The sequence below is a fragment of the Pseudomonas sp. ML96 genome, assembly GCF_000761545.1.
Classification (GTDB): domain Bacteria; phylum Pseudomonadota; class Gammaproteobacteria; order Pseudomonadales; family Pseudomonadaceae; genus Aquipseudomonas.
In genome coordinates this window covers 88547-100855 of sequence record NZ_JPMY01000028.1, presented here as the reverse complement: position 1 = coordinate 100855, position 12309 = coordinate 88547, and the positions used below count along the sequence as shown (strand labels likewise).

At 64.5% G+C, this 12309-nt stretch carries 10 protein-coding genes, 2 tRNA genes and 1 pseudogene; 2 read left to right on the top strand and 11 right to left on the bottom strand.

The features are described 5' to 3' along the window. The 8 genes from alr to rnr all read right to left on the bottom strand — a co-directional run. Window positions 1-873: alanine racemase (gene alr, locus IP89_RS15055; RefSeq protein WP_043310395.1), on the bottom strand; the 873-nt coding region annotated here is incomplete at its 3' end. An 83-nt stretch (window positions 874-956) separates the two neighbouring features. Continuing rightward, on the bottom strand, window positions 957-2351 hold the full coding sequence (gene dnaB / locus IP89_RS15050; RefSeq protein ID WP_043310394.1) for a replicative DNA helicase: 1395 nt from the start codon (window positions 2349-2351) through the stop codon (window positions 957-959). Between the two features lie 149 nt (window positions 2352-2500). Then, a complete protein-coding gene (gene rplI / locus IP89_RS15045; protein WP_043310393.1) occupies window positions 2501-2947 on the bottom strand; it encodes a 50S ribosomal protein L9 in 447 nt (148 codons plus the stop codon). 21 nt (window positions 2948-2968) lie between these two features. Further along, the gene (locus IP89_RS15040) at window positions 2969-3862 is read right to left on the bottom strand and encodes a hypothetical protein (protein WP_043310392.1); all 894 of its coding nucleotides are present in this window, start codon (window positions 3860-3862) and stop codon (window positions 2969-2971) included. A 37-nt stretch (window positions 3863-3899) separates the two neighbouring features. Further along, entirely contained in the window at window positions 3900-4130 is a 231-nt protein-coding gene (rpsR, locus tag IP89_RS15035) for a 30S ribosomal protein S18 (protein ID WP_043310391.1), read from the bottom strand. A gap of 28 nt (window positions 4131-4158) precedes the next feature. Further along, window positions 4159-4572 carry a 30S ribosomal protein S6 gene (rpsF, locus tag IP89_RS15030; protein WP_043310390.1) on the bottom strand — a complete coding sequence of 138 codons (414 nt, stop codon included), beginning with the start codon at window positions 4570-4572 and terminating at the stop codon, window positions 4159-4161. A 176-nt stretch (window positions 4573-4748) separates the two neighbouring features. Then, complete coding sequence (gene rlmB, locus IP89_RS15025) at window positions 4749-5504, bottom strand: 23S rRNA (guanosine(2251)-2'-O)-methyltransferase RlmB (RefSeq protein ID WP_043310389.1); 756 nt, start codon at window positions 5502-5504, stop codon at window positions 4749-4751. After that, entirely contained in the window at window positions 5501-8029 is a 2529-nt protein-coding gene (rnr, locus tag IP89_RS15020; RefSeq protein WP_043310388.1) for a ribonuclease R, read from the bottom strand. Before rnr ends, rlmB begins: the two co-directional genes overlap by 4 nt. Window positions 8030-8225: 196 nt before the next feature. Between rnr and IP89_RS15015 the strand changes: the two genes are divergently transcribed. Together IP89_RS15015 and IP89_RS15010 are read left to right on the top strand one after the other, a co-directional pair. Continuing rightward, a tRNA-Leu gene (locus tag IP89_RS15015) sits at window positions 8226-8312 on the top strand. Window positions 8313-8419: 107 nt separating this feature from the next. Continuing rightward, window positions 8420-8506, top strand: a tRNA-Leu gene (locus tag IP89_RS15010). Window positions 8507-8605: 99 nt separating this feature from the next. Here the strand turns inward: IP89_RS15010 and IP89_RS23915 are convergent. From IP89_RS23915 to IP89_RS15000, 3 genes and pseudogenes are all read right to left on the bottom strand, one after another. Beyond that, window positions 8606-9490: a methyl-accepting chemotaxis protein gene (locus IP89_RS23915; protein ID WP_371261953.1), complete on the bottom strand. Its 885-nt coding sequence runs from the start codon at window positions 9488-9490 to the stop codon at window positions 8606-8608. Continuing rightward, window positions 9464-9724 (bottom strand): annotated as a pseudogene (locus IP89_RS23910) (HAMP domain-containing protein); the annotation flags it as partial. The pseudogene IP89_RS23910 and the gene IP89_RS23915, both read right to left, overlap by 27 nt. A 955-nt stretch (window positions 9725-10679) precedes the next feature. After that, window positions 10680-12125 (bottom strand): TolC family outer membrane protein, encoded by a 1446-nt coding sequence (locus IP89_RS15000; protein ID WP_043310386.1) that lies wholly within the window; start codon window positions 12123-12125, stop codon window positions 10680-10682. Between the last annotated feature and the right edge of the window lie 184 nt (window positions 12126-12309).

Here is a 12309-nt window from a genome sequence, read left to right as displayed (position 1 = left end):
CCCGCCGATCCACAGCGGAGTGCCGGCTGGCGCGTGGCGCGGATAACCGTCGGCGTAGCCGCAGCTCACCGTGCCGATGCGCGAGGGCCGCTCGGCGACCCAGCCAGCGCCATAACCAACGCTCTCGCCCGGCGCGACCTCACGCACGGCGATCAGCTGCGCGCTCAGGCTCATCGCCGGCCTCAGGCCCAACTCGGTGGCGGCCAGGTCGGCGAAGGGCGTGGCGCCGTAGAGCATGATGCCGGGACGAATCCAGTCCATGTGCGCGGCCGGAATCATCAGCAGCGCCGCCGAGTTGGCCAGGCTGCGCTGGTCGAAATCCAGGTCGAGCAGCTCGAGGAAGCATTCGAGCTGCACCTCGGTCAGCGAGTGGCCGCGCTCGTCGGCGCAGGCGAAGTGACTGAGTAGGTTCAGCTCGGCCACCTGAGGTGCGCTGCGCAGGCGCGGGAAGCACTGGCGCACGGTCTCCGGGGAGAGCCCCAGGCGATGCATGCCGGAGTCCAGCTTGAGCCAGACATTCAGCGGCCGCGTCAGCTCGGCGGCGAGCAGCGCTTCGAGCTGTTCCGCGCCTTGCACCACCAGGTCCAGGCCCAGGTGCGCCGCCATCGGCAGCTCATCGGCCGAGAAGCAGCCCTCCAGCAGCAGGATGCGCGCCGCATCGTGCATGGCGCGCACCTCGGCGGCCTCCTCCAGGCTAGCCACGGCGAAGCCATCCGCCTCGCTGTACAACGCACTGACCACCTCGCGCACGCCATGCCCGTAGGCATTGGCCTTGACCACGGCAAAGGCCTGACGCCCCGGCGCGCAGCGCTTGGCCAGCTGGTAGTTATGGACGATGGCGGCCAGATCGATGGTGGCGACGAGGGGACGCATGACAGCCTTCCGGAAATGAAACGGGCGCCCATCTTAACCGTTGGGCGCCCGTTTTCATTGAGCAGGATCAGCTCCGTAGAGGGTCAATCCTCTTCGAAGTTGTAGAGCCCCGGCGCCAGGTTGTCGAAGCGCGTGTACTTGCCGATGAACGCCAGGCGGCAGGTGCCGATGGGGCCGTTACGCTGCTTGCCGATGATGATCTCGGCCACGCCCTTGTACTCGGTCTCCGGGTGATACACCTCGTCGCGGTAGACGAACATGATGATGTCGGCGTCCTGCTCGATCGCCCCGGATTCCCGCAGGTCGGAGTTGACCGGGCGCTTGTTGGGGCGCTGTTCCAGCGAGCGGTTGAGCTGCGACAGGGCGATCACCGGGCAGTTGAATTCCTTGGCCAGCGCCTTGAGCGAGCGCGAAATCTCGGAAATCTCGTTGGTGCGGTTGTCGCCGCTGGAGCCCGGGATACGCATCAGCTGCAGGTAGTCGACCATGATCATGCCGATCTCGCCGTGCTCGCGAGCCAGGCGGCGCGCGCGGGCGCGCATCTCGGTCGGCGAGATGCCGGCGGTGTCGTCGATGAACAGCTTGCGCTCGTTGAGCAGGTTGACCGCCGAGGTCAGGCGCGGCCAATCGTCGTCGTCCAGCTTGCCGGAACGCACCTTGGTCTGGTCGATGCGGCCGAGCGAGGAGAGCATACGCATCACGATCGAGTCGCTGGGCATCTCCAGGGAGAACACCAGGATCACCTTGTCGGAACGCAGTACGGCGTTCTCCACCAGGTTCATGGCGAAGGTGGTCTTACCCATGGACGGACGGCCAGCGACGATCACCAGGTCGGCCGGCTGCAGGCCGCTGGTCATGCCATCGAGGTCGGTGAAGCCGGTGGAGATACCGGTCAGGCCCTCGTTGGTGTTGAACAGCTCGTCGATACGGTCGATGGTCTTGACCAGGATCTCGTTGATCCCCACCGGGCCGCCGACCTTGGGCCGCGCCTCGGCGATCTGGAAGATCTGTCGCTCGGCCTCGTCGAGCACTTCCACCGCGCTCTTGCCCTGCGGCGCATAGGCCATGTCGGCGATGTCGTTGCTGATGCCGATCAGCTGGCGCAGGGTGGCGCGCTCGCGGGTGATCTGCGCATAGGCCTTGATGTTGGCCACGGACGGGGTGTTGTTGACCAGCTCGCCCAAGTAACCGAGGCCACCGACCTGGCTCAGGTGGCCTTCCTTGTCCAGCTGCTCGGACACGGTCACCACGTCGAATGGCGAGTTGCGCTCGGCCAGGGTGACGATGGAGCGGAAGATCAGGCGGTGGTCATGGCGGTAGAAGTCGCCATCGGACACCGCATCGGAGACCCGCTCCCAGGCGTTGTTGTCCTTCATCAGGCCGCCCAGCACGGCCTGCTCGGCCTCGATGGAATGCGGCGGCACCTTGAGTGCGGCGGTTTCCAGGTCGTACTGCTGGGGGACGCTGATATCGTTCATGGCACCTGTGATTCCGTAAGCGCAGAGGCTTTGGCAAAGGCCGGCTTTGCGAAAGGCTCTAGAAAAAACAACGGGCACGCACCGCAAAGCAGTGAGTGCCCGATTGTCGGCAGGCTCGCACCTTCGTGCAAGCCCGCAGGTCGCATGCCTTAAGCAGCTACCACGATCACCTTGACGGTGGCTTCTACGTCGGTGTGCAGGTGCACAGCTACGTCGAATTCGCCGACTTGGCGGATGGTGCCGTTCGGCAGACGCACTTCGGCTTTGGCCACTTCGACGCCGGAGGCGGTCAGGGCTTCAGCGATGTCGTGGGTACCGATGGAACCGAACAGCTTGCCTTCGTCACCGGCCACGGCAGTGATGGTGACTTCCAGCTCGGCCAGCTGAGCAGCGCGAGATTCGGCGGAAGCCTTCTTCTCGGCAGCGGCTTTTTCCAGCTCGGCGCGACGAGCTTCGAACGCAGCAACGTTCTCAGCGGTAGCGGCGGTGGCCTTGCCTTGCGGCAGCAGGTAGTTACGACCGTAACCGGCCTTGACGTTCACCTTGTCGCCCAGGTTGCCCAGGTTGGCGATTTTTTCCAGCAGGATAACTTCCATTTGGGTCTTACCTCTTAACTTTTAACCTTCACCGTTCGCGGGACCGGCGCCGTTATTGCGCGTTCGGCGACCGCGAAAATCCATCAGACTATCGATGGTGGCCGCAGCCACCAGTAACGGATAAACCAGCTGCATAAACAGCAGCAGCGACACGTACAGCCCCACCAGCCAGAAGCGCGCCAGGCGCCCTGTTGCGGCCAGGCCATGCAGCAAAGCCACACCGGCAAACGCCAGGGGCACACTGCACAGCGGCGTCAGCATGGCCAGCTCCAGACCCAGATTGGGCGCCAGGAGCATGACCGCCAACAGCCCGAAGGCCAGCGGTGCGGGCAGGCGCAGGGCACGAAACTCGAGCCCGAAGCCGCCGGGGTTGTACAGCGCCGCCTGCCAGTACCGCCCGAGCATCAGGCAGAGCAGGCTGACGATCTGCAGCAACGCAGCCATCAATCCGGTGAGTACCGGGGCGATCAGCGCCTCCAGGCGGGTCCGCTCTTCTACCGACATCTGTTGGTAGACCCCATCGAGCATTTGCGGCATCAGCTTGTACAGCTCACCCGCCATTGCTGTGATGGGTTCGCGGAACACCGCCCCCAGAATCACGCCATACACCAGACCAAGGGGGATGCTGGCCAGCACAACCCTCACCCAGGAGTGACCGGCGCGCAACAACAACGCCAGCCCCAGCGAACCGAGCAGCACCAGCAAGGTGCGCGGTTCACCGAAATGCCACCAGACCACGGCCGGCAGCATCGCCCAGGCGAGGATGCCAACGGCATCTCTCGGCCCCCGCCGCAGCAGCACTAGGCAACTGGCAGCGGCACTCAACCAGAACAACAGCGGCACTGCCGCCGAACCGACCACCACTAGGGTGGCCTGCATGCGGCCGCGCATGATGAAATCAGCCAAGGCGCGCATGCGATTTATCCCTTACTACGAAATCGACGGTCTGCTATCAACGGCCGTGGCTGTCGGTGTAGGGCAGCAGGGCCAGGTAGCGGGCGCGCTTGATAGCGACGGCCAGCTGACGCTGGTACTTGGCCTTGGTACCGGTGATACGGCTAGGAACGATCTTGCCGGTTTCGGATACGTAGGCTTTCAGGGTGTTGAGATCTTTGAAGTCGATCTCTTTCACGCCTTCAGCGGTGAAACGGCAGAATTTACGACGACGGAAGAAACGTGCCATGAATGTGGCTCCTCAATAGATCCGTGGATTACTCGTCAGCGTTGTCGCTGTTGTCACCGTCTTCGCCTTCGGCGGATTCGGTTTCAACGCGCTCACGGCGCTCGCGGCGCTCGCTGCGGTTTTCTTCGGCCTTGAGCATCTCGGACTGACCGGTAACGGCTTCGTCGCGACGGATGACCAGGTTACGGATCACGGCGTCGTTGTAGCGGAAGTTGTCTTCCAGCTCGGCCAGGGCTTTGCCGCTGCACTCAACGTTCAGCATCACGTAGTGAGCCTTGTGAACATTGTTGATGGCGTAGGCCAGCTGGCGACGACCCCAGTCTTCCAGACGGTGGATTTTGCCGCCGTCTTCTTCGATCAGCTTGGTGTAACGCTCGACCATGCCGCCGACTTGCTCGCTCTGGTCCGGGTGAACCAGGAAGATGATTTCGTAATGACGCATGAATGCTCCTTACGGGTTGTAGCCTGCCAACAGAAGGTGGTCAGGCAAGGAGTGAATGACTCGTTTGAACTTGCCGAAGCGAAGGCGCGCAAGCGCCTGCCGTCACGGCAAGGGGCGACATTCTAGAGAAGCCCCCTGCCGCACGCAAGGCGAATTGGCGATTATTTGAACAGCCGTCAGGCCTTGGGCTTGACCGCGCGGCGCTGGCGCACCACCTCGAACAGACAGACGCCGGTGGCGACCGAGACGTTGAGACTGCTGACGCTGCCGCCCATAGGCAGCTTCACCAGATAGTCGCAGTGCTCGCGGGTCAGGCGGCGCATACCCTTACCCTCGGCGCCCATGACCAGCACCGTGGGGCCGGTCATGTCGAGCTGATACAGCTCCTGGTCGACCTCGCCAGCGGTGCCGACGATCCACAAGCCTTTCTTCTGCAGCTTTTCCAGGGTGCGCGCCAGGTTGGTCACCGCCACCAGCGGGATCACCTCGGCAGCGCCGCATGCCACCTTGCGCACGGTGGCGTTGAGAGTGGCCGACTTGTCCTTGGGCACGATCACCGCCTGGGCGCCAGCAGCATCGGCGGTGCGCAGGCAGGCACCGAGGTTGTGCGGGTCGGTCACGCCGTCCAGCACCAGCAACAGCGCCGGGCCTTCGCTACGCTCGAGCAGCTCGTCGAGCATGTTCTCGCCCCAGACCTGGCTCGGGCTGACCTCGGCGACCACACCCTGGTGCACCCCCTCGGCCCACTCATCCAGTTCCTGGCGATCCTTGTTGCCGACCGGGACGCGATTCTGTCCGGCCAGCTCCAGCAGGGCCTGCACTCGCGGGTCCTGGCGACTCTCGGCCAGCCACAGCTGCTTGACCCGCTTGGGATGGTGGCGCAGCAATGCTTCTACAGCGTGCACGCCGTAGACCTTCTCCAGCTGGCTCATCGCTTCGCCTTACGCTTGCTGCTCGGCTTGCCGGCCGCAGGCGCGGCGCCGCCCGGCTTGGGCGCGCCCTTGCGATGGGACGAAGGCTTCTTGGCCGCACCACTCTTGCTCGCCGGTGCCTTGCCGCCACTCTTCTTGGCGCCATCGAGCAGCGCCTTCTTCACGTCGCGACTCTTCTGCACGTCGGTATTGCCGAAGCCGGCAGACTTCGGTGCAGGCTTCTTGCGCCCGTCGCTACCGGCGCGACCACGACCGGCCGGCGCCTTGTCGGCCTTGCCTTCGCTCAGCTCGAACTCGATCTTGCGCTCGTCCAGATCGACGCGCATGACCTTCACTTCCACGCTGTCGCCGAGGCGGAAGCTGCGCCCGCTGCGCTCGCCGGACAGGCGATGGTGCACCGGGTCGAAGTGGTAGTAGTCGCCCGGCAGCGCGGTGACGTGGACCAGGCCCTCGACATAGATGTCCTTCAGCTCGACGAAGATGCCGAAGCCGGTCGCCGCGGTGATCACGCCCTCGAAGGTCTCACCGACGCGGTCCTGCATGAACTCGCACTTGAGCCAGTTGACCACGTCACGGGTCGCCTCGTCGGCACGACGCTCGGTCATCGAGCACTGCTCGCCGAGTTTCTCCAGCGCCGCCTCGTCGTACGGATAGATGCGCGCCTTGGGCATGCTCGCCGCACCGGCGCGCTGCACGTGCTTGGTCTCACGCTTGGAGCGGATCACGCTGCGAATGGCGCGATGCACCAGCAGGTCCGGATAGCGGCGGATCGGCGAGGTGAAGTGGGTGTAGGCCTCGTAATTCAGACCGAAGTGGCCGTTGTTGTCGGCGCTGTACACCGCCTGACTCAGCGAACGCAGCATCACGGTCTGGATCAGATGGAAGTCCGGACGCCCCTGAATGCTGGCCAGCAGCTTCTGGTAGTCCTTCGGCACCGGCGCCTGCTTGCCCTTGTGCAGGGCCAGGCCCAGCTCACCGAGGAAAGCCTTGAGCTTCTCCACGCGCTCGGCCGGCGGGCCGTCGTGCACGCGATACAGCGAGGGCATCGAGTGATCGAGCATGAAGCGCGCGGTAGCCACGTTGGCCGCCAGCATGCATTCCTCGATCAGCTTGTGCGCGTCGTTGCGCTGGGTCGGACGGATCTCGGCGATCTTGCGCCCGGCACCGAAGACGATACGCGTCTCCTGGGTCTCGAAGTCGATGGCGCCACGCTCGTGACGGGCGGCCAGCAGCACCTGATACAAGGAATAGAGCTGCTTGAGGTGCGGCAGGACTTCCTTGTATTCCTCGCGCAGGGACTTGCCTTCGCTGCTCTTGGGCTGCTCCAGCATGTAGCTGACCTTGTTGTAGGTCAGGCGCGCATGGGAATGGATGACCGCTTCGTAGAACTGGTAGTCGACCAGCTCACCGGACTTGGACATGCTCATCTCGCAGACCATGGCCAGCCGGTCGACGTGCGGGTTCAGCGAGCACAGGCCGTTGGACAGCTCTTCCGGCAGCATGGGCACCACGCGCTCGGGGAAGTACACCGAGTTGCCGCGCTTCTGCGCCTCTTCGTCCAGCGCCGAGCCGACCTTGACGTAGTGCGACACGTCAGCGATGGCGACATAGAGCTTCCAGCCCCCGGAGAATAGCTTCCAGCGACTGCTGTTCTTCTCGCAGTAGACGGCGTCGTCGAAGTCGCGGGCGTCCTCACCGTCGATGGTGACGAACGGCAGGTGACGCAGGTCGACCCGGTTCTCCTTGTCCTTCTCTTCCACCTGCGGCTTGAGCTTGCGCACCTCTTTGGTCACCGCATCCGGCCAGACATGCGGGATGTCGTAGCTGCGCAGCGCCACGTCGATCTCCATGCCCGGCGCCATGTAGTTGCCGATCACTTCGACGATGTCGCCCTGCGGCTGGAAGCGCGAGGTGGGCCAGTGGGTGATCTTGATCGCGACGAACTGGCCGATCCTGGCACCACCGGTACGCCCCGGAGTGACCAGCACTTCCTGCTGGATCTTCGGATTGTCGGCCTCGACGAAGCCGATGCCAGCCTCCTCGAAGTAGCGGCCGACGATGGTCTCGTGGGCGCGCTCGATGACTTCGACAATGGCGCCTTCGCGGCGACCACGGCGATCCAGACCGGAAACACGGGCCAGCACGCGGTCGCCATCGAACACCAGGCGCATCTGCGCCGGGCTGAGGAACAGATCGTCACTGCCGTCATCCGGGATCATGAAGCCGAAGCCGTCGCGGTGGCCGCTGATGCGACCGCGGAGCAGGTCGAGCTTATCCACCGGCGCGTAGGTGCCACGGCGGGTGTAGATAAGCTGGCCGTCGCGCTCCATGGCGCGCAGGCGACGACGCAGCGCTTCGAGCTGCTCGTCGGTGGTCAGACCGAACTCCTCCACCAGCTCCTCGCGGGCAGCAGGCGAACCGCGCTCGGACAGGTGCTGCAGGATCAGCTCGCGGCTGGGAATGGGGTTGTCGTATTTTTCCGCCTCACGGGCGGCCTCGGGATCGAGGGATTGCCAATCGGCCATTAAGTGAAATTACCTTTGCGCATATATAGATGGCTTGCCATGTGTGTATTGAAGCGCGAAACGGCACCCAGGGTCAGCAGAATAATTTTTTCGACATCAGGGGTTTACAAGCAAAAACCGCGTCCGTATAGTTCGCCGCCACAACGTTGCTGAGACGTTGTAACACGGAAGCGACTGAGCAATCATAGCTTTCAGTGCCCAGGTGGCGGAATTGGTAGACGCACTAGGTTCAGGTCCTAGCGGTGGCAACACCGTGGAAGTTCGAGTCTTCTCCTGGGCACCACTCTTCAGAAATTGAGCCACCGGCTTGATTTCGAATAAACGGAGCAGCTTCCGTACCGTCAAAAGCGGTGAATGCTGCAAAAAGTCGGCGAGCGATCGTCGCAATGTGCCCAGGTGGCGGAATTGGTAGACGCACTAGGTTCAGGTCCTAGCGGTGGCAACACCGTGGAAGTTCGAGTCTTCTCCTGGGCACCACTCTTCAAGAAAAAACCGAGCCACTGGCTCGGTTTTTTCGTTTCTGCCTGCTGAAAAACCTCTCGACGGGAGCGACCAGGCCGCCCCCTCCGCTCGTTATCAGACCTTGAACTGGGCGAAGCTCGCACGCAGCTGAGCGACGAGGCCATCCACCAGCCTGCCACTGGCCGCCGTCTCGCTCACCGCCTGCGCCGCGCGCTGGGCTTCGCTGTGGATCACCTCGACCCGGCCACGCACGGCCGCAGCTCCCGCGGCCTGCTCGGTCGCGGAGCGTGTGGCACTGTCGATGGCGCCATGTACCTCATCCACCGAAGCCTGCACCGACTGCTGCAGGCGCGCACTGTCGCGCAGCGCCTGCAAACCTTCAGCCGCCTGCCCGCCAGCCTGACCGATCACCGCCACCGCCTCGCGCGCACCCTGCTGCAGAGCGGTGATATGCGCCTGGATATCGCCGGTGGATTGCTGGGTCTTGCTGGCCAGGGCGCGCACTTCATCGGCCACCACGGCGAAGCCACGACCACTCTCGCCCGCCCGCGCCGCCTCGATGGCCGCGTTCAGCGCCAGCAGGTTGGTCTGCTCGGCGATGGACTGGATCACCGTCAGCACCACCTCGATCTGCTCGCTCTGCTGGGCCAGCTTCTCGATTACCGCCGAACCATTCTCTACTCGCGCCACCAGCGCCTCGATCAGGCGCCCGACCTTGTCGGCGATGGCAGCGTTTTCGTGCGCCGCCTGGCGGATCGCCACGACCCGTTGCTGCGCATCGTGCATGGCCTGGCTCTCGTGCTGCGCCGCAGCGGCCATGTCTTCCAGCGCCTGCAGGCTACCGGCCACCTCGTCGCGCTGGCGCCCGGCCGCGGCTTCCGCCGCTGCACTGCGCTGCGCCAGGCTGCGAATTTCCTCGCCGGTGCGCTGCGCCACATCTCCCGCCTCACGGACGATGGGTTGCAGCTTGGCGATGAACTGGTTGACCGCATCGGCCATTTCGCCAACTTCGTCATTGCTGTCGAGCTGCACGCGACGAGTCAGATCGCCCTCGCCGGCCGCCAGATCCTTGAGCGCGCCAATCAGCAACTGCAGGCGGCTGAGCACCCGCCAGCCAAGCACCAGTGCCACGGCGGCCAGGGTCAGCAGGCCAACCACCAGCAGGCCGGTCGCAATCCGCCAACGCAGGCTGTCGGCGGCCTGCTGCACGGTTTCGCTGCCGTTGCGCGCCATGTCGTTGGTCGCCTGCTCGGCCAGCTGCAGGCGCTGCTGCAGGGCCTGGGTACTGTCCTGGGCGGCACCGGAAAGGCTCTTGTCGACCAGCTCGCCGGCATTGCCCACCAGCGTGGCGAAACGGGCGTCCAGCGCGGTCAGCTCCTGCTCGACGCCGTCCAGCGACATACCCAGCTGCACCTTGCCGATGGAGGCGCCCATCGGGTTGATGTCGACCTCGACCATGTGCACCTTGGGATCGCGCGAGGCGGCGTCGACCAGCTTGGCCAGCGCACCATCGCCCTGCCCGGCCGCGACCAGCTCGCGCACCCGCGGGCTGCTGCGATTGAAGTTGCGGGTCAGGCGCTGGCCCTGGGCATCGTAGAACACCGCGAAGAGCACCGCCGGATCACGCTGAACGATACGGGTCAGCGCGGTCAGCGCCGGAGCGTCGTTGTCCCAGATGGCCTTGGGCGCCACACCGGCAAGCATCTGCGCGATGGAGTTGCCGGACTGTTTGAGGTTCTCCTCCAGCACCTTGCGCAGCTGCGCCTGTTCATCCTTGAGCTGGGTGGAGAGGCCACCGGAAAGGCGCTCGCGAGTATTGGTGGAGAGCGCGGCCAGGCCGGCGCGCATCTCATCCTCGGCGCTGCCCAGCTCGCTGGCCAGGCGTTGGCTCTCGCCGCCCAGGCGCTGGGTCAGGTCGTTGACCAGGTTATCGACGGTCGCCCGCGTCAGCCAGACGGCGATACCGACCTGCGCCAGCATGGCCAGGCCGAGAGCGATGAAGACAGGGCGCAGCAGGCGGCTGCGCAGCAGAGAGAACAGAACGGACACAACGAAACTCCTTCCGGTCAGGCGACCCGATGACAGCGCATCGGCCGCTCTTACAAAAGCTGTAACCAAAGCAAGGTATAGGCCAAAAGCGCGCATAAAAAAGCCCCGCACTAGGCGGGGCTTCGATCATCGCACTGACTCAGTAGTCGGAGTTGCCCTTGAGCTGGGCTTCTGCGGCTTTGGCCAGATCCGGCGGCAGGAAGTCCTTGTCCGGGTTGTAGTCCGGCTTGAGGAAGCCGGACAGGGCTTCCAGGTCGCTCGGCGCCAGAGTGCCGGCGGCCTGCTTCAGGCGCAGGTTGTTGAGGATGTAGTCGTAGCGCGCATCGTTGTAGTTACGCACCGAGCTGTACAGCTGACGCTGGGCATCGAGCACGTCGACGATGTTGCGGGTGCCGACCTGGTAGCCGATCTCGGTGGCTTCCAGGGCGCTCTGGTTGGAGATGATCGACTGACGGCGAGCCTGCACGGTCTCCACGTCGGTGTTCACCGCGCGGTGCAGGTTGCGGGTGTTCTCGACGATCTGCCGACGCAGGCTCTCGCGCTCCTGCTCGCTCTGGTTGACGCGCTGGTAAGCCTCGCGCACCTGGGAGCTGGTCAGGCCACCGCTGTAGATCGGGATGTTCAGCTGCAGGCCGATGCTGGTCTGCTCGGCTTCGTCGTTGTAGCGCAGGCCGGAGCCGGTCGGATTGGAGAAGCCGAGGTTGTCGTTGTCGCCTTTCTGGTACTGGGCCACGGCGTCCAGGGTCGGCGCATGGCCGGCCTTGCGCTGGCGCAGGGTCTCTTCGGCGGCGTCGACTGCGTAGTTGCTGGCCTGCAGGTTGAGGTTCTGCTGGGCGGCAGTGTCGACCCAGGCCTTGGCGTCGTTCGGCGTCGGCACCAGCACCGGCAGGGTGTGCAGGATGCCCTCGATCGAGGCGTACTCGTGGTTGGTCAAGGTGACCAGCGCCTGGAAGGCGTCATCCACGGCGCGCTCGGCGAGGATGCGGTTGGCGCGGGCGGTATCGTAACCGGCCTGGGCCTCGAGCACGTCGGTCTTGTCCGACAGGCCCACGTCGAAGCGCTCGTTGGCCTGGTCCAGCTGACGCTTGAACGCCGCTTCCTCGGCCTTGGTCGAGGCCAGGGTGTCCTGGGCGCGCAGCACGGCGAAGTAGGTCTCGGCGCTCTGCAGAATCAGGTTCTGCTCGGTGGCAGAGAGCTGCAGGGCGTACTGCTGGTCGGTGGCCTTGGCCGCCTGGAACTGGAACCAGCGGTCAGCGCGGAACAGCGGCTGACTCAGGTTGGCGCGGTAGGACAGGCCGCTGCGGGTGGCGTCCACGTCGCTGACGTTGGTGTCCACCTTGGTGTCGGTGTGCAGGCTGTCGGCACCGGCAGTCAGGTTCGGCAGCAGACCCGCGCGGGCCTGCGGCACCACTTCGCTGATCGCCGCGTAGTTGGCACGCGCGGCAGCCAGGTCGGCGTTGTTCTTCACGGCTTCGTTATAGACGGTGACCAGATCGGTCTTGGTCGCCAGAGGAGCGTCTTCGGCCCAAGCCATTCCAGAGGTGGCAGCAGCTACTGCGAGCGCCAGCGAGAGTCTGCGTAGCATGATCAGTCCTAGATACGGGGGAATCGGGCAAGGCTAAGGCTGCCGCTGGCGGCGGTCAAGGCGAGCGCAGCGCAACGGTAGGCCGGTTTGCGACAAGCTTTGTTGCTTGTTCGCAACAATGCCCAAGCTTTATAGACCAGAACCCGCTCCGCCGACGAAACGCAGCGTAGAAATAGGTCGGCGA

Bases quoted from the DNA above. Each gene is read 5' to 3' on its own strand.
- dnaB (WP_043310394.1), bottom strand. From the start codon at position 2,351: ATGAACGATATCAGCGTCCCCCAGCAGTACGACCTGGAAACCGCCGCA.
- rplI (WP_043310393.1), bottom strand. From the start codon at position 2,947: ATGGAAGTTATCCTGCTGGAAAAAATCGCCAACCTGGGCAACCTGGGC.
- IP89_RS15040 (WP_043310392.1), bottom strand. From the start codon at position 3,862: ATGCGCGCCTTGGCTGATTTCATCATGCGCGGCCGCATGCAGGCCACC.
- rpsR (WP_043310391.1), bottom strand. From the start codon at position 4,130: ATGGCACGTTTCTTCCGTCGTCGTAAATTCTGCCGTTTCACCGCTGAA.
- rpsF (WP_043310390.1), bottom strand. From the start codon at position 4,572: ATGCGTCATTACGAAATCATCTTCCTGGTTCACCCGGACCAGAGCGAG.
- rlmB (WP_043310389.1), bottom strand. From the start codon at position 5,504: ATGAGCCAGCTGGAGAAGGTCTACGGCGTGCACGCTGTAGAAGCATTG.
- rnr (WP_043310388.1), bottom strand. From the start codon at position 8,029: ATGGCCGATTGGCAATCCCTCGATCCCGAGGCCGCCCGTGAGGCGGAA.
- IP89_RS23915 (WP_371261953.1), bottom strand. From the start codon at position 9,490: ATGGCCGATGCGGTCAACCAGTTCATCGCCAAGCTGCAACCCATCGTC.
- IP89_RS15000 (WP_043310386.1), bottom strand. From the start codon at position 12,125: ATGCTACGCAGACTCTCGCTGGCGCTCGCAGTAGCTGCTGCCACCTCT.